This window comes from Endozoicomonas sp. ALB032, assembly GCF_049310125.1.
Classification (GTDB): domain Bacteria; phylum Pseudomonadota; class Gammaproteobacteria; order Pseudomonadales; family Endozoicomonadaceae; genus Endozoicomonas_A.
This window is the reverse complement of sequence record NZ_JBLYNW010000001.1, coordinates 1591590-1609036: the sequence shown is the minus strand read 5'-3', so window position 1 is coordinate 1609036 and position 17447 is coordinate 1591590. Positions and strand designations below refer to the sequence as shown.

Below are 17447 nucleotides of genomic sequence, written 5' to 3'. Positions count from 1 at the left end.
CTTTAGCTCCAAAGTCAGTAGTTATCCCTGCCTTGAAAGGACATTCGAAATTGATTCGATCTGTTTGACCCGGTTTTATAATGGAAGTTCAAAAGAGTGAGCTATAGGCTCATTCGATCATCAATCGTTCTTCCATAGTTCAGTGATTCTCACCTTGTCATCGTCACTAACGGTCACCACATGTCGGCTATCGGCGCTGAAGATGGCTGAGGCGACTGCATTATTATGTTGAATGATGGCTTTTACCCGCCATGATCCACCTGCTTGCAGGCCACTGATTTTCGCAGTGTTATCATTGCTGGTGGTGATCAGATGGAGACCATCGTTGCTGAATGTGGCCGAGCGGACAGAGTCGTCATGAACAATTGTGGCTGTTTCTTTCCATGATCCATTGGCCTGCAGGTTACAGATTTTCGCCGTGTTATCATCGCTGGCGGTGATTAGATGGTGGCTATCGGCGCTGAATGTGGCTGAGCGGACAGAGTCGGCATGAACCATTGTGGTTATTTCTTGCCATGATCCATCGTCCTGCAGGTTACAGATTTTCACTGTGCCATCAGAACTGGCGGTTACCAGGTGACAGCTATCGGGACTGAATTCGTAGCAAGTGAGGCGACTTCTGTGTTTAAGGCTGAGTTTTTCTACCCATGATCCAGCAGCCCCCTGACCATAGATTTTTAGAACAAAATTTACATATAAGATCATCAGATGACGGCCATCGGGGCTGAGCTTGGCCGTAATGATATATGTTGCATGACTTGGACGACCTACATGAATAGTGTCCTCTAGTTCCCATGATCCATCGTTAACCTGACTAAGGATTTTTATCCTATTATCCCAGCCGATGGCCACCAGATGTCGGCCATCAGCACTGAAGGTGGCTGAATGGACCCAGTCAGTATGGGGAATGGTGGCTTTTATTGCCCATGATCCATCCTCCTCCAGACCATAGATTTTCGCTGTTTTATCGTTGCTGGCGGTGACCAGATGACGGCCATCGGCACTGAAGGTGGCTGTTTTGATCTTGCGAGTATTGGTAAAGGTGGCTTTTACATTCGATGTTCCATCGTCTTCCAGACCATAGATTGTTAAAGTTTTATCGACACTGACGGTCACCAGATGGCGACCATCGCGGCTGACGTTGGCAAAGAGGACACTACGATCATGGGAAATGGCGACTTTGGGTTGCCATGATCCATCGTCCTTCTGAACATAGATTTTCACTGTTTTATCATAACTGGCAGTCACCAGATGGCGGCCATCGGGGCTGAAGGTGGGCATCATGAGTTGGAATCTATGGGAGATTTCGGCTTTATCCACTAACTTGAATCTCTCACATTGAGACATCAGTTTACTGTTGATGAAAAGTAACTGAGCAGGAAAATAAAGACTCTTTTGTTGTTTTATGAGTGACTCGACAGAGCCCCTGTCCGCAAACGGTTCCAACCAATTACGGAGTTGTTGCTCGTCTTTTGCCCTGAGGATGGCCTTTAGTTGAAATTGGAACGGCGAAGGAATCTGGCGATACCAGGCTCTTTCCTGAGCTTTATCATTTTCAACCAGATCGCGAAAATGTTTGCACACCTGTTTTAAACGGGTAATCTCGCGAAAGCCCAGATAGCGAATAATTATACGCTGTGTTATTTCCGGTAAATTCAGGAATGAACTTTGACTTTCCTCGCAGACAGTCACTTCCTTACCTGCACTGAAACCTGTTGGTGCTTGCTCCGTCTGAGGTTGCCCAAGTGTTGGCAAGAGTGAATTGTCAATGCTGGCATTGCTGTCTATTGGGTCCATGCCTGATTTCTCCTAAGCTCCAAAGTCAGCACTTATCCCTGTCTGGAAAGGACATTCGAAATTGATTTGATCTGTTTGACCCAGTTTCATGATGGTAGTTCAAAATAGCAAGGTCAGCGGAATGATTCGGTCATCAATCTTTCTTCCATATTTCAGTGATTCTCACCTTGTGATCGTCACTGACGGTCACCACATGTCGGTTATCCGCGCTGAAGATGGCTGAGGTGACTGGATTATTATGTTGAATGATGGCTTTTACCCGCCATGATCCACCCCGTTGCAGGCCACTGATTTTTGCCGTTTTATCACAGCTGGTGGTCACAACATGGAGACCATCGTTGCTGAATGTGGCTGAGCGGACAGAGTCGTCATGAACAATTGTGGCTGTTTCTTTCCATGATCCATCGGCCTGCAGGTTACAGATTTTCGCCGTATTATCATTGCTGGCGGTGATCAGACGGTGGCTATCGGCGCTGAATCTGGCTGAGCGGACAGAATCGTCATGAACCAATGTGGTTATTTCTTGCCATGATCCATCGTCCTGCAGGTTACAGATTTTCACTGTGCGATCAAAACTGGCGGTTGCCAGGTGACAGCTATCGGCACTGAAAATGCAACAAGTGATGCTACATCCGTGTTTGAGGCTGAGTTTTTCTACCCATGATCCAGCAGCCCCCTGACCATAGATTTTTAGAACAAATTGTTCATATAAGATCATCAGATGACGGCCATCGGGGCTGAGCTTGGCCGTAATGATAGATATTGCATGACTTGGACGACCTGCATGAATAGTGTCCTCTAGTTCCCATGATCCATCGTTAACCTGACTAAGGATTTTTATCTTATTATCCCAGCCGATGGCCACCAGATGACGGCCATCAGCACTGAAGGTGGCTGAAAGGACATAGTGAGTATGGGGAAAGGTGGCTTTTATTGCCCATGGTCCATCCTCCTCCAGACCGTAGATTTTCGCTGTTTTGTCCTTACTGGCGGTGACCAGATGACGGCCATCGGCACTGAAGGTGGCTGTATTGATCTGGCGAGTATTGGTAAAGGTGGCTTTTACATTCGATGTTCCATCGTCCTCCAGACCATAGATTGTTAAAGTTTTATCGACATTGACGGTCACCAGATGGCGGCCATCGGGGCTGACCCTGGCCAAGAGGAAGCTGTGATCATGGGAAATGGCGACTTTGGGTTGCCATGATCCATCGTCTTTTTGAACGTAGATTTTCACTGTTTTATCGAAACTGGCAGTCACCAGATGGCGGCCATCGGGGCTGAAGGTGGACATCATGACCTGGGATCTATGGGAGATTTCGGCTTTTTCCACTAACTTGAATCTCTCACATTGAGACATCAGTTTACTGTTGATGAAAACTAACTGAGCAGGAAAATAAAGACTCTTTTGTTGTTTTATGAGTGACTCGATAGTGCCCCTGTCCGCAAACGTTTGCAACCAATTACGGAGTTGTCGTTCATCCTTTGCCCTGAGGATCGCCTTTAGTTGAAATTGCCAGGGTGAAGGAATCTGGCGATACCAGGCTCTTTCCTGAGTTTTATCGTTTTCAACAAGATCGCGAAGCTGTTTGCACACCTGTTTTAAACGGGTAATCTCGCGAAAGCCCAGATAGCGAATAATTATACGCTGTGTTAATTCGGGCATATTCAGGAATGAACTTTGACTTTTCTCGTAGACAGTCACTTCCTTACCGGCACTGAAACCTGTTGCTGCTTCCTCCGGCTGAGGTTGCCCAAGTGTTGGCAAGAGTGAATTGTCAACGCTGGCATTGCTGTCTATTGGGTCCATGCCTGATTTCTCCTAAGCTTCAAAGTCAGTACTTATCCCTGCCTGGAAAGGACATTCGAAATTGATTTGATCTGTTAGACCCGGTTTTGTAATGGAAGTTCAAAAGAGTGTGGTCAGTGGAATGATTCGGTCATCAATCGTTCTTCCACAGTTCAGTGATTCTCACCTTGTAATCGCCACTGACGGTCACCACATGTCGGCTATCGGCGCTGAATATGGCTGAGGTGACTGGATTATCATGTTGAATGATGGCTTTTACCCGCCATGATCCACCCGCTTGCAGGCCACTGATTTTCGCCGTGTTATCAGCACTGGCGGTCACCACATGGAGGCTATCGGGGCTGAAGTTGGCTGAGTGGACAGAATCGTCATGAACAATTGTGGTCATTTCTTTCCATGATCCATCAGCCTGCAGGTTACAGATTTTCGCCGTGTTATCATCGCTGGCGGTGACCAGATGACGGCCATCGGCGCTGAAGGTGGCTAAACAAACGAGATCGTCATGAACCATTGTGGCTATTTCTTGCCATGATCCATCGTCCTGCAGGTTACAGATTTTCACTTTTCCGTCCCGGCCGGCGGTTGCCAGGTGGCGGCTATCGGCACTGAATTTGACTGAGGCAAAGCCCTCGTATTGAAGGGTGTTTTTTTCTACCCATGATCCGTTAGCCCCCTGACCATAGATTTTTAGAACAAAATGTTTAACGAAGATTACCAGATGAAGGCCATCGGGGCTGAGCTTGGCCAAAATGATAGAACTTTCACGAATAGTGTCCTCTACTTCCCATGATCCATCTTCCCCCTGACTAAGGATTTTCGCTTTATGATCCATACTAACGGTCACCAGATGGCGGCCATCAGCAGTGAAGTTGGCTGGAAGGACCCAGCAAGTATGGGTAACGGTGGTTTTTATTTCCCATGATCCATCCTCCTCCAGACCATAGATTTTCGCTGTTCTATCGTTACTGTTGGTTACCAGATGACGGCCGTCGGCGCTGAAGGCGGCTGAATTGACTCGGCGAGCATGGGTAATGGTGGCTTTTATTTTCGATGATCCATCGTCCTCCAGACCATAGATTCTTGCTGTTCTATCGACATTGGCGGTCACCAGATGGCGGCCATCGCGGCTGACGTTGGCGAAGAGGACACTGTGATCATGGGAAATGGCGACTTTTGGTTGCCATGATCCATCGTCCTCCTGAACATAGATTTTCACTGTTTTATCGAAACTGGCAGTTATCAGATGGCGGTCATCGGGGCTGAAGGTGGCCGTTTTGACTCTGTCTCTATGGGGGATTTCGGCTTTATCCACTAACTTGAATTTTTTACATTGAGACATCAGTTTACTGTTGATGAAAAGTAACTGAGCAGGAAAGTAAATACTTTTTTGTTGTTTTATGAGTGACTCGACAGTGCCCCTGTCCGCAAACGGTTCCAACCAATTACGGAGTTGCTGCTCGTCTTTTGCCCTGAGGATGGCCTTTAGTTGAAATTGGTAGGGTGAAGGAATCTGGCGATACCAGGCTCTTTCCTGAGCTTTATCGTTTTCAACAAGATCGCGAAGATATTTGCATACCTTTTTTAAACGGGTAATCTCGCGAAAGCCCAGATAGCGGATAATTATACGCTGTGTTAATTCGGGTAAATTCAGGAATGAACTTTGACTTTTCTCGTAGACAGCCACTTCTTTACCTGCACTGAAACCTGAGGCTGCTTCCTCTAGCTGAGGTTGCTCAGGTTTTGGCGAGAGTGAATTGTCAGTGCTGGCATTGCTGTTTATTGGGTCCATGCCTGAGTTCTCTTAAGCTCCAGAGTCACTACTTATCCCTGCCTGGAAAGGACATTCGAAATTAATTTGATCTGTTTGACCCGGTTTTATAATGGAAGTTCAAAAGAGTGGGGTCAGTGGAATGATTCGGTCATCAATCGTTCTTCCATAGTTCGGTGATTCTCACCTTGTGATCGTTACTGACGGTCACCACATGTCGGCTATCGGTGCTGAAGATGGCTGAGGTGACTGCACAATCATGTTGAACAATGACTTTTTCCAGCCAGAATCCACCGGCCTGCAGGCCAATGATTTTGGCCGTGTTATCTTCACTGGCAGTCACCACATGGAGACTATCGGGGCTGAATGTGGCTGAGTGGACAGAATCATCGTGAACAATTGTGGTCATTTCTTTCCATGATCCATCAGCCTGCAGGTTACAGATTTTCGCCGTGTTATCATCGCTTGCGGTGACCAGATGGCGGCCATCGGCGCTGAAAGTGGCTAAATAGACGGGATCGTCATGAACCATTGTGGCTATTTCTTGCCATGATCCATCGTCCTGCAGGTTACAGATTTTCACTTTGCCGTCCCAACCGGCGGTTGCCAGGTGGCGGCTATCGGCACTGAATTTGATAGAGGCAAAGCTCTCGTATCGAAGGGTGCTTTTTTCTACCCATGGTCCAGCAGCCCCCTGACCATAGATTTTTAGAACAAAATCTTTAACGAAGATCACCAGATGACGGCCATCGGGGCTGAGCCTGGCCAAAATGATAGAACTTTCACGAATAGTGTCCTCTACTTTCCATGATCCATCGTCCCCCTGACTAAGGATTTTCACCTTATGATCCCTACTGACGGTCACCAGATGGCGGCAATCAGCAGTGAAGTTGGCTGGAAGGACCCAGCAAGTATGGGTAATGGTGGTTTTTATTTCCCATGATCCATCCTCCTCCAGACCATAGATTTTCGCTGTTCTATCGTTACTGGTGGTGACCAGGTGTCGGCCATCGAGGCTGAAGATGGCTGAATTGACTCGGCGAGCATGGGTAATGGTGGCTTTTATTTTCGATGATCCATCGTCCTCCAGACCATAGATTCTTGCTGTTCTATCGACATTGGCGGTCACCAGATGACGGCCATCGCGGCTGACGTTGGTGAAGAGGACACTATGATCATGGGAAATGGCGACTTTCGGTTGCCATGATCCATCGTCCTTCTGAACATAGATTTTCACTGTTTTATCAAAACTGGCAGTTATCAGATGGCGACCATCGAGGCTGAAGGTGGCCGTTTTGACTCTGTCTCTGTGGAGGATTTCGGCTTTATCCACTAACTTGAATTTTTTACATTGAGACATCAGTTTACTGTTGATGAAAAGTAACTGAGCAGGAAAGTAAATACTTTTTTGTTGTTTCAGGAGTGACTCGACAGTGTCCCTGTCCACAAACGGCTTCAACCAATTACGGAGTTGTTGCTCATCTTTTGTCCTTACGATGGTCTTTGGCTGATATTGGTAGGGTGAAGGAAACTGGCGATACCAGGCTCTTTCCTGAGCTTTATCATTTTCAACAAGATCGCGAAGATATTTGCATACCTTTTTTAAATGGGTAATCTCGCGAAAGCCCAGATAGCGAATAATTATACGCTGTGTTAATTCGGGTAAATTCAGGAATGAACTTTGACTTTTCTCGTAGACAGTCACTTCCTTACCTGCACTGAAACCTGATGCTGCTTCCTCTAGCTGAGGTTGCTCAGGTTTTGGCGAGAGTGAATTGTCAATGCTGGCATTGCTGTTTATTGGGTCCATGCCTGATTTCTCTTAAGCTCCAGAGTCGCTATTTATCTCTGCCTGGAAAGGGCATTTAAAATTGATTCGATCTGTTTGACCCGGTTTTATAATGGAAGTTCAAAAGAGTGAGGTCAGTGGAATGATTCGATCATCAATCCTTCTTCCGCAGTTCAGTGATTCTCGCGATGCAATCTTCAGTGACGGTCACCACATGTCGGCTATCGGCGCTGAAGATGGCTGAGGTGACTGCACAATCATGTTGAACAATGACTTTTTCCAGCCAGAATCCACCGGCCTGCAGGCCAATGATTTTGGCCGTGTTATCTTCACTGGCGGTGACCACATGGAGGTCATCGGCGCTGAAGTTGGCTGAGTTGACCGCCCCCCTGTGGGTAATACAGGCTCGTTCTTTCCATGATCCATCGTCCTGCAGGCTGTAGATTTTGGCCGTGTTATCTTTACTGGCGGTCACAACATGGCGGCAATCGGCGCTGAAGTTGGCTGAGAAGACCCGATCGTCATGACAAATCTTGGTTATTTCTTTCCATGATCCATCGTCCTGCAGGTGACAGATTTTTACCGTGCGATCTAAACCGACGGTTACCAGATGGCAGCTGTCGGTGCTGAAGTCGGCAAAGTTGACTAGTCTCTTGTGCCGGAGAGTGCCTTTTTTTACCCATGATCCAGCGGACCCCTTACCATAGATTTTCACAACTTCATCTACATCGGAGATCACCAGATGATGGCCATCGGAGCTGAGCTTGGCCGAAGTGATTTTTCCATCATAAACACTGTCTTTTACTACCCATGAGCCATCATCCATCTGACTGGAGATTTTCACACTAGCCCCATCGAAGGTCACCAGATTGTATCCATCAGCGCTGAAGGTGGCTGAAAAGATCATCCAATCATGGGAAATGGTGTTTTTTATTTCCCATTGTCCGTCTCCGTTCAGACCATAGATTTTTGCTGTGTCACAATCACTCATGGTTATCAGATGTTGGCCATCGGGGCTGAAGTTGATTGCATTGCCAAAGCCAAAATGGGGAATGATGGTTTTTTCTTCCCATGACCCGTCGTCGGCCAGGCAACAGATTACCGCTATGTTGTTGTAACTCATGGTTACCAGATGGCGGCCATCGGGACTGAATTTGGCTGCAAGGACCTTGTCCCTGTGGAAAATGGTGGCTACTGGTTCCCATGATCCATTGTCTTGCTGAGCATAAATTTTCGCTGTTCTATCGTTACTGGCGGTTGCCAGATGGCGATCATCGGGGCTGAAATTGAGCATTCTGACTTCTCCGTAATGGATAATTTCGAGTTTTTCCACTAACTCGAATTTTTCGCATTGAGAGATCAGTTTACTGTTGATAAAAAGTAACTGAGCAGGAAAGTAAATACTTTTTTGTTGTTTTAAGAGTGACTCGACAGTGTCCCTGTCCACAAACGGCTTCAACCAATTACGGAGTTGTTGCTCATCTTTTGTCCTTACGATGGTCTTTGGCTGATATTGGTAGGGTGAAGGAAACTGGCGATACCAGGCTCTTTCCTGAGCTTTATCATTTTCAACAAGATCGCGAAGATATTTGCATACCTTTTTTAAATGGGTAATCTCGCGAAAGCCCAGATAGCGAATAATTATACGCTGTGTTAATTCGGGTAAATTCAGGAATGAACTTTGACTTTTCTCGTAGACAGTCACTTCCTTACCTGCACTGAAACCTGTGGGTACTTCCTCCTGCTGAGGTTGCCCAGGTGTTGGCGAGAGTGAATTGTCAATGCTGGCATTGCTGTTTATTGGGTCCATGCCTGATTTCTCTTAAGCTCCAGAGTCGCTATTTATCTCTGCCTGGAAAGGGCATTTAAAATTGATTCGATCTGTTTGACCCGGTTTTATAATGGAAGTTCAAAAGAGTGAGGTCAGTGGAATGATTCGATCATCAATCCTTCTTTCGCAGTTCAGTGATTCTCACCTTGTTATCTTTAGTGACGGTCACCAGATTTCGGCTATCGGTGCTGAAACTGGCTGAGGTAACTTTATTGTTGTGTTGAATGGTGGCTTTTTCCCGCCATGATCCATCGAGTTGCAGGCCACTGATTTTCACCATGTTGTCATCACTGGCAGTCACCACATGGAGGCAATCGGCACTGAAGTTAGATGAGTTGACCGCCCCTTTGTGGGTAATACAGGCTTGCTCTTTCCATGACCCATCGTCCTGCAGGCTATAGATTTTCGCCGTGTTATCTTTACTGGCGGTCACCACATGGCGGCAATCGGCGCTGAAGTTGGCTGCGAAGACCTCACTATCATGATGAATACTGGTTATTTCTTGCCATGATCCATCGTCCTGCAGGTGACAGATTTTCGCCGTGCGATCACTACTGGCGGTTACCAGATGGCAGCTGTCGGCGCTGAAGCTGGTAGAGTTGATCAGGCCCCTGTGACTAAAAGTGGCTTTTTTTACCCATGATCCAGCGGCCCCCTGACCATAGATTTTTACACCTGCAGCTAAACCGGAGATCACCAGATGACGGCCATCGGAGCTGAGCCTGGCCGAAGCGATATATCTTTCATGAATAGCGCCCTCTACTGCCCATGAGCCATCGTCCAACTGACTACTGACTTTCACGCTATCCACACTGACGGTCACCAGATTGCACCCATCAGCGCTGAAGGTGGCTGAAGTGATCATTCCTTCATGGGAAATAGTGTTTTTTACTCCCCATTGTTCATCTTCGTCCAGGCCATAGATTGTCGCTGTGTTATCGTCACTGGCGGTTACCAGATGTTGGCCATCGGGACTGAAGTTGACTGAATAGCTCCAGCCATAATGGCCAACGGTGGTTTTTTGTTGCCAGGATCCATCGTCTCCCAGACGATAGATTTTCGCTGTTTTATCGTAACTGACGGTTACCATATGGCGGTCATCGGGGCTGAATTTGGTTGAGGCGACAACACCCTTATGGGAAATGACGGCTTTTGGTTCCCATGATCCATCGGTTTTCTGGTGGTAGATTTTCGCTGTTTTATCGTCACTGGCGGTTGCCAGATGGCGTTCATCGTGGCTGAAGTTGACTGTCTGGACTTTTTTATCATGGATAATTTCGATTTTTTCCACTAACTTGAACGTTTTACATTGAGACATCAGTTTACTGTTGATGAAAAATAACTGAGCAGGAAAATAAATATTCTTTTGTTGTTCCATGAGTGACTCGACCGTGCTCATATCCGCAAACGCCTGCACCCAATTACGAAGTTGTTGCTCATCTTTTGTCCTGACGATGGTCTTTAGTTGAGATTGAAAGGGTGAAGGAAACTGGCGAATCCATGCTCTTTCCAGCGTTCTATTATTTTCAACAAGATCGTGAAAATATTTGCATACTCTTTTTAAACGGGTAATCTCGCGAAGACCCAAATAGCGAAAAATCAGGGACTTTTCTAAATCGGGCAGATCAAAGAATGGAGATTTACTTTTCTCATAGACAATCACTTCCCTGCCGATACTGAAACCTGCAGGTGCTTCCTCCCGCTGTGGTTGCTGAGGTGTTGAACTGTCATTGCCGGAATTGATGTTTAAAGGGTTCATATCGGGCTCCTCCAAAGCGCCTGAGTCAGTTTTAATCCTTGCTCAGAAAGGGTAATCAAAATTTGTTCAATTCTGATGGAGTTGGAGTCGGTTTTATAATGGAGGTTCATAACATTAAGGCCAGCGAAACTGACAAAAAAAACAGAGTCCTGATTCGTGAAAATGATAGAAAGGTATTTTTTTATTAAGATCGTGAAAATATTTGCATACCCTTAGGCTTTCAAATGGTCTGTTTATATTTTTTACCTGAATGCCCGTATTCATGACTTGGGTGCAATTCCGTACATTAAAAATGCCGCACTTTCCCGGGAACATTTTATTTTCTGCCATGTCTAAATTACGTGTCCTGAATTATCCAGCTTTCGAAGGTGAAAAATTGAAAAAGACATGGAAACCATCCGGTATAAGAAAATATCTGGTGGGTTCGCTGTTCTGCTTTGTTTCAAGCGCTATTGCCAGTTCTGAACCGAGTATTGACGCTGTGCTTGCGGAATTGAATTCAAGGACAGAACCTGTGAACTATCAAAAAGTCAGGCGTCTGGCTGGCGGGCGCGGCCCCATTTACTCCATTGATCAGTACCCTGGTTATATTCTGAAAATCGACCGGGGAAATTTAGGTCGAGTGCTCTCTGCCAGGTCATTTTTTGAGGCTTTTGGCTTGAAACACCTGTTTGTTCCACAAATGCTCCCAATGATCGTAGGTGGTCAGCCGATGTTGCTTACAGAGCGGGTCAACATACCAACAGATAGTTTTGCAAACTATATGGAGTACAGTCTGAACCGCAAAGGTTATAGTGATGCTATTAAGGATCTGACGGCGCTGGCCTGCATGAGGGGTATTCCTGACTTTACCATTAATGGAATGCTGACAGGAGAGCGTATTCGTTACGATAATATTCCTCCTTTTCAAACAGTGGATAACAATGGCAATACTCAATACAAGGTCGCTATGATTGACCTTGATTATTACGATGACACTGTACCCGTCCGCCGCCCCCCTGCATTAGAGACTGTTCGCGAAGTTGCGGAAGCTTTTCCCTGGGCTTTGGACGATATTCTGGAAATCGCTTCCTATCATCAAAGCTGCTTACTGACAGGTGATGAGATCCGTTGGTTGCGTGATTTCGCTTATCAGCAGTCAATCAGAAGGTACACAATGTATGAAGAATATCATGATTATCTGTTAGCCAAAGGCATTAATCCGATGTCAGCTTCCGTGCACCTGGATACACTCTATCAGGAACCCGGGGCGTTCAAACTGACATTGAGGCACGACTATGATCCAGAGGTTTTTAATCTGGCAGAGGCTGTTTACAATACAGCGAAAGAGAAAATGCGAGTTAAGAAAAAACAGAATGTTAAAGGCTATGCTGCCCGTATCAGCTACGTGAACAGTTGTGCCCTTGAATACCTGAGATATATTCAACAGCAGTATATAGATGCCTATATGGATTACAATAAGGGTATTGAACAAGGTAATGAATTATTGTTGAAAGCAGTTGCTTTATTAGAAGAAAACAAACTGATTTACAGAGCATCTGTTGATCGGAATCGAATGGATATGCTGATTTATTTTTGAGTCGGTTTTATAACGGAGGTTCATAACATTAAGGCCAGCGAAACTGACGAAAAAACAGATTCCAGATTCGTGAAAATGATAGAAAGGTATTTTTTCATTAAGATCGTGAAAATATTTGCATACCCTCAGGGTTTCAAATCGTCTATTTATATTTTTTACCTGAATGCCCGTATTCATGACTTGGGTGCAATTCCGTACATTAAAAATGCCGCACTTTCCCGGGAATATTTTATTTTCTGCCATGTCTAGTCTGCGTGTCCTGAACTATCTTTGTCCTGAATTATCCTTTCTGAATTATCCAGCTTTCGAAGGTGAAAAATTGAAAAAGACATGGAAACCATCCGGTATAAGAAAATATCTGGTCGGCTCGCTGTTCTGCTTTGTTTCAAGCGCTATTGCCAGTTCTGAACCAAGTATTGACGCTGTGCTTGCGGAATTGAACTCAAGGACAGAACCTGTGAACTATCAAAAAGACAGGCGCAAGGTTGGCGGATACGACCTCATTTACTCCATTGATCAGTACCCTGGTTATATTCTGAAAACCGACCAGAGAAATTCAGGTCGAGTGCTCTCTGCCCGGACATTTTTTGAGGCTTTTGGCCTGGAACACCTGTTTGTTCCAAAAATGCTCCCAGTGATCATAGGTGGTCTGGCGATGTTGCTTACAGAGCGGGTCAATATACCAACAGATTGGTTTGCACACTATATGGAGTACAGCCTGAATCGCAAAGGTTATCGTGATGCTATTAAAGATCTGACGACGCTGGCCTGCCTGAGGGGAATTCCTGACTTTACCATTGGTGGAACGCTGACAGGAGAGCGTATTCGTTACGATAATATTCCTCCCTTTCAAGCAGTGGATAACAATGGCAATACTCAATACAAGGTCGGTATGATTGACCTTGATCATTACTCTGACACTGTACCCGACCACCGCACTGCATTAGAGATTGTTCGCGATGTCGTACAAGCTTTTCCCTGGGCTTTGGACGATATTCTGGACATCGCTTCCTATCATCGAAGCTGCTTTCTGACAGGTGATAATATCAGTTGGTTGCGTGATTTCGCTTATCAGCAGTCAATCAGAAGGTACAAAATGTATGAAGGATATCATGATTATCTGTTAGCCAAAGGCATTAATCCGATGTCAGCTTCCGTGCACCCGGATACACTCTATCAGGAACCCGGGGGGTTCAAACTGACATTGAGATACGACTATGATCCAGTGGTTCCTAATCTGGCAGAGGTTATTTACAACACAGCGAAAGACAAAATGCGAGTTAAGAAAAAACAGAATGTTAAAGGCTATGCTGCCCGTATCAGCTACGTGGATAGTTATGACCTTGATTACCTGACACATATTAAGCAGCAGTATTTAAATACACATATGGATATTAAAAAGGCTGTTGAACAAGGTCATGCATTATTCTTGAAAGCTGTTGCTTTATTAGAGGAAAACAAACTGATTTACAGAGCATCTATTGATCGGGATCGAATGGATATCCTTATTTATTTTTGAGTGTAAACTCTCGGCGACCAGCAATTGAATATTTACTTTTCTCATAGACAGTCACTCCCTGCCTGCACTGAAACCCGCAGGTGCTTTCTCCAGCTGAGGTTGCTGAGTTGTTGGCGAGAGTGAACTGTCATTGCTGGAATTGTCATCGTTTTCAGCAAAGAGGGTTTTCCGGATAATCGATTCTGCTTTTTCCCGGATAAATGATTCGGTTTGATTGTTCTTTTTTAACCAATCCGTGAAGTCACGTTCGAACGCTTGCCATTGCGAGCCAAGCAGTTGTTGCAACGAGACTCTGCTGGCCAGGCTTTTCGTGAGAGAACTTTTCCTGGGGTTATAAGCTAAGCTCGCACAAGCCGTTCTCCAAGGGCCCATCAAAGAACCATATTGCTCATTTCCCGGAATTGCACAAAACTTTTTCACTGCATTCAACATTCCCCAAAATAGATCCTCTTTTTTATAGGGCTCAGCGATTGGGATTTTTCCTTTGGCAAGAACATCGGAGAGACTGATATCACCGGAACTCCAATTGATTACAGAACCTTGTTGTAAAAGATCAAAGTCACTATTTACTATTCGACCAGGGGTAATAATGTGTATATTTTTTTCCTGCTCACCATCGGGATTTTGGAAAGTCATGATCACATCTTTTTTATCATCACTGTTGATTTTGAATACCTTAACAGACTTATAGGGAAAAAAGTCCGGCTGCTGTTCAGAGAAATACTCGCTGACGTGGCCCGGATTAAGCTGCTGAGAGCTGACTAACACCACATCTCTGTCGTTGTTTGCTTCCATCAGCACCAGAATTCTCAGCGCCTGAGCAAGAAAATATTTAGCATGACCATAGACAAAATAAAATACGCTCTGGTCATTCCCATCACTGCTTTTGCTCAGTGGATTAGCGCAATACTTACGCAGTAAATCGTCCTTGAATACAGTGTCAGGGTATGTATTTTCCATCAGGTATAAACGCTGACAGCTAAAGCCCATATCAATCTCTTCTATTCCATGACGGCCTTTTTTACTATATTCTCCGCTTTTGAGTTCATATTCACTAACACCCACAGTTTTGCTGGCAAATTCACCATGGCTGTTTGCCAAGGGCGCTATCAAACCACTCGGGCCATGCAAGATAAAATCGGCCTCATGCAGCAATTGACGGACTTCCTCTTCCTGATGCACTTTGTCTAACTGCTGCTGTTCAGGTGGCCGGTATATTTGTCGACGGCGACCATCCAGAATGAAGGTTTTAACGTCGTCAAAGGTGGCGATGGATCTTAATCGATTCAGCTCATCAATGTCAGCGGCATGGTGTTCAAAGACAAATGAGCAAGTTGCTTCAGGAAAGAGTTTCCTGACATATCCCAACTCCCTTACCCCGGATGCAATATCACCATACCCCCTCTCTAAAATGGTATCGCTCATGTACTGCCGGGTAGCAACCACAATTTTGATGGTTCTGTTCTTAAAGCTTGGGCTACCTTTTGATTCAGGCTCATTTAAAAACCTTGTCAGGTCTTTACTAAAAAGTTCTGAATTAAGCTCTGTAACATTCATGTTTTTTCTTGGCTCCTCAATATTTGTATTTTTCTTAGCAGGGCATAACAAAAAATGTATCCAAACCTTTTCAGAAACATCACTCTTTTAACTTGGATTAATAATAAAAATAAATCCCTGACATAAATGACAGCTACAGTGACAATGCTTTAGGCGATTAAGAGGTTACAGGCGTTGCCGAGTTCCAGATGAGATGTTGAACGATTAAGTGATTGCTGCTAGCCGACGACGAACATTCGATCATCAAACGTCCTTCTGTAGTTCAGTGATTCTTGCCGAGTAATCACTGAAGGTCACCACATGTCGGCCATCGACACCGAAGGCGGCTGAGCCGAGACCGATAACACCCCTGTGGGAAATAATAGCTTTTTGAAGCCATGATCCATCGGCCCCAAGACCATAAATTTGCGCCGTTGCGTCCTTACTGGCGGTCACTACAAGACAACCATCGGTACTGAAGGTGGCTGAATAGATCCTGTCTTTGTGAGAAATGGTGGCTTTTTCTACCCATGATCCATCGGTCTCCAGACGATAGATTTTTGCCGTGTTGTTAGTAATGGTGGTCAACAAATGGCGACTATCGGCGCTGAAGATGGCTGAGTGGACCGGGCTCTCGTGAGGAATGATGGCTTTATTTACCCATGATCCGGCCAGCAGACCATAGATTTTCGTCGTTTTATCTTCACTGGCGGTCACCACCTGAGTGCCATCGGTGCTGAACTTGGCTGAATAGACACTGCCATCATGCTGAATCTCGTCTGTTTTTTTCCATGACCCATCGTCCTGCAGGCCATATATTTTTGCCTTGCCATCCCTGCTGGCAGTTACCACATAGCCGCCATCGGCGCTGAATTGGGCCGTCATCACCCAACCATTATGGTTAATGGTGCCTTTTTCGTTCCAGGAGTCATTGGCCTGCTTACCGTAGATTGTCACAGAGTATGTAGAGTAGATCATCAAATGACGGCCATCGATGCTGAAGCTGGCCAGACCGGCGGCTTCAGCATTATGGTTAATAGTGGCTTTTGCTTGCCATGATCCATCGTTCTCCAGTCCATAGATTTTCAACTTTTTATCCAAACCGGAGGTCAACACATGATGGCCATCTGCAGAGAAGGTGGCTGAGCAGACCCCATCTTCATGGGAAATTGTGAATTTTAGTTTCCATGATCCATCTTCCTCCATACCATAGATGACCGCATTAACGCGACTGGCGGTTAGCAGATGGCGGCTATCGGGACTGAAGGTGGCTGATGTGACGTTATGGGAAATGTTGGCTTTAACTTTCCATGATCCATCGTTCTCACGGCTGGAGATTTTCAATATATTATCCAAACAGGCGGTCACCAGGTGGCGGCTATCGGGGCTTAAAGTGGCTTTGTGGATCCAGCTGGAATGGATGATTTCGGTTTTTGTCTCCAGGTTGAATTTTTCACATAGAGACATCAATTTACTATTGGTGAATAGGAACAGAGCAGGGAAATAAGCATTATCTCGTCGTTCTACAAGTGACTCGATAGTTTCATTATTCGCAAACGGTCTCAACCAATCGCGGAGTTCTTGATTCGTTTTTGCCTTAAAGATGGTCTTCAGTTGATCTCTGTGTTGTGAAGGAAATCGACGATACCATGCTCTTTCCAGGGCTTTAGAGTTTTCAACAAAATCGCCAAGATATTTGCATGTCCTCGCCAAACGGGCAATCTCGCGAAGGCTCAGATAGCGAATAATCACAGATTTTGGTTCGTCGGGCAAACGGAGGAATGAAGATTGATTTTGGGTATACAGAGTAACGTCCCTGCCTGCAGTGACACCCGTTGGCACTGCTTCCAGTCGAGGTCGCTTGGGTGTTGGCGAGACTGTACCGTCATCGCTGGAATTGTTGTTCAAAGGGTTCATATCGGGCGGGTTCCTCCAAAGCCCCAAAAATGCAGTAAGTACCTAACCAGTTGGTTTCGCATATTCTGGACGGCGGCTTTTTCCATCCTTCTGCGTTCCAACTCTGGTTGCGTAGCTAAGGCTACGCGCCCGTCGTTGCGCC

10 protein-coding genes are annotated in these 17447 nt (G+C 45.7%); 2 read left to right on the top strand and 8 right to left on the bottom strand.

Going from position 1 to position 17447, the window contains the following annotated elements:
* Window positions 1-120: 120 nt before the first annotated feature.
* From ACO6VG_RS05350 to ACO6VG_RS05325, 6 genes are all read right to left on the bottom strand, one after another.
* A complete protein-coding gene (locus ACO6VG_RS05350; protein WP_422473035.1) occupies window positions 121-1797 on the bottom strand; it encodes an F-box/WD repeat-containing protein in 1677 nt (558 codons plus the stop codon).
* Window positions 1798-1930: 133 nt separating this feature from the next.
* A complete protein-coding gene (locus tag ACO6VG_RS05345) occupies window positions 1931-3607 on the bottom strand; it encodes an F-box/WD repeat-containing protein (RefSeq protein WP_422473033.1) in 1677 nt (558 codons plus the stop codon).
* A 133-nt stretch (window positions 3608-3740) separates the two neighbouring features.
* Window positions 3741-5396 carry an F-box/WD repeat-containing protein gene (locus ACO6VG_RS05340; RefSeq protein ID WP_422473031.1) on the bottom strand — a complete coding sequence of 552 codons (1656 nt, stop codon included), beginning with the start codon at window positions 5394-5396 and terminating at the stop codon, window positions 3741-3743.
* A gap of 133 nt (window positions 5397-5529) precedes the next feature.
* Complete coding sequence (locus ACO6VG_RS05335; protein ID WP_422473029.1) at window positions 5530-7185, bottom strand: F-box/WD repeat-containing protein; 1656 nt, start codon at window positions 7183-7185, stop codon at window positions 5530-5532.
* Between the two features lie 133 nt (window positions 7186-7318).
* Complete coding sequence (locus ACO6VG_RS05330) at window positions 7319-8974, bottom strand: F-box/WD repeat-containing protein (protein WP_422473027.1); 1656 nt, start codon at window positions 8972-8974, stop codon at window positions 7319-7321.
* Between the two features lie 133 nt (window positions 8975-9107).
* Window positions 9108-10754 (bottom strand): F-box/WD repeat-containing protein, encoded by a 1647-nt coding sequence (locus ACO6VG_RS05325; protein WP_422473025.1) that lies wholly within the window; start codon window positions 10752-10754, stop codon window positions 9108-9110.
* A 376-nt stretch (window positions 10755-11130) separates the two neighbouring features.
* Between ACO6VG_RS05325 and ACO6VG_RS05320 the strand changes: the two genes are divergently transcribed.
* On the top strand, window positions 11131-12333 hold the full coding sequence (locus ACO6VG_RS05320; RefSeq protein WP_422135950.1) for a hypothetical protein: 1203 nt from the start codon (window positions 11131-11133) through the stop codon (window positions 12331-12333).
* 319 nt (window positions 12334-12652) lie between these two features.
* Entirely contained in the window at window positions 12653-13852 is a 1200-nt protein-coding gene (locus ACO6VG_RS05315; protein ID WP_422135949.1) for a hypothetical protein, read from the top strand.
* 51 nt (window positions 13853-13903) lie between these two features.
* Here ACO6VG_RS05315 and ACO6VG_RS05310 read toward each other — a convergent pair whose 3' ends face one another.
* Complete coding sequence (locus ACO6VG_RS05310; RefSeq protein WP_422473023.1) at window positions 13904-15409, bottom strand: hypothetical protein; 1506 nt, start codon at window positions 15407-15409, stop codon at window positions 13904-13906.
* 243 nt (window positions 15410-15652) lie between these two features.
* Window positions 15653-17305: an F-box/WD repeat-containing protein gene (locus ACO6VG_RS05305; RefSeq protein WP_422473021.1), complete on the bottom strand. Its 1653-nt coding sequence runs from the start codon at window positions 17303-17305 to the stop codon at window positions 15653-15655.
* Window positions 17306-17447: the final 142 nt, after the last annotated feature.

Bases quoted from the DNA above. Each gene is read 5' to 3' on its own strand.
- ACO6VG_RS05310 (WP_422473023.1), bottom strand. From the start codon at position 15,409: ATGAATGTTACAGAGCTTAATTCAGAACTTTTTAGTAAAGACCTGACA.
- ACO6VG_RS05325 (WP_422473025.1), bottom strand. From the start codon at position 10,754: ATGAACCCTTTAAACATCAATTCCGGCAATGACAGTTCAACACCTCAG.
- ACO6VG_RS05305 (WP_422473021.1), bottom strand. From the start codon at position 17,305: ATGAACCCTTTGAACAACAATTCCAGCGATGACGGTACAGTCTCGCCA.
- ACO6VG_RS05345 (WP_422473033.1), bottom strand. From the start codon at position 3,607: ATGGACCCAATAGACAGCAATGCCAGCGTTGACAATTCACTCTTGCCA.
- ACO6VG_RS05335 (WP_422473029.1), bottom strand. From the start codon at position 7,185: ATGGACCCAATAAACAGCAATGCCAGCATTGACAATTCACTCTCGCCA.
- ACO6VG_RS05350 (WP_422473035.1), bottom strand. From the start codon at position 1,797: ATGGACCCAATAGACAGCAATGCCAGCATTGACAATTCACTCTTGCCA.
- ACO6VG_RS05340 (WP_422473031.1), bottom strand. From the start codon at position 5,396: ATGGACCCAATAAACAGCAATGCCAGCACTGACAATTCACTCTCGCCA.
- ACO6VG_RS05330 (WP_422473027.1), bottom strand. From the start codon at position 8,974: ATGGACCCAATAAACAGCAATGCCAGCATTGACAATTCACTCTCGCCA.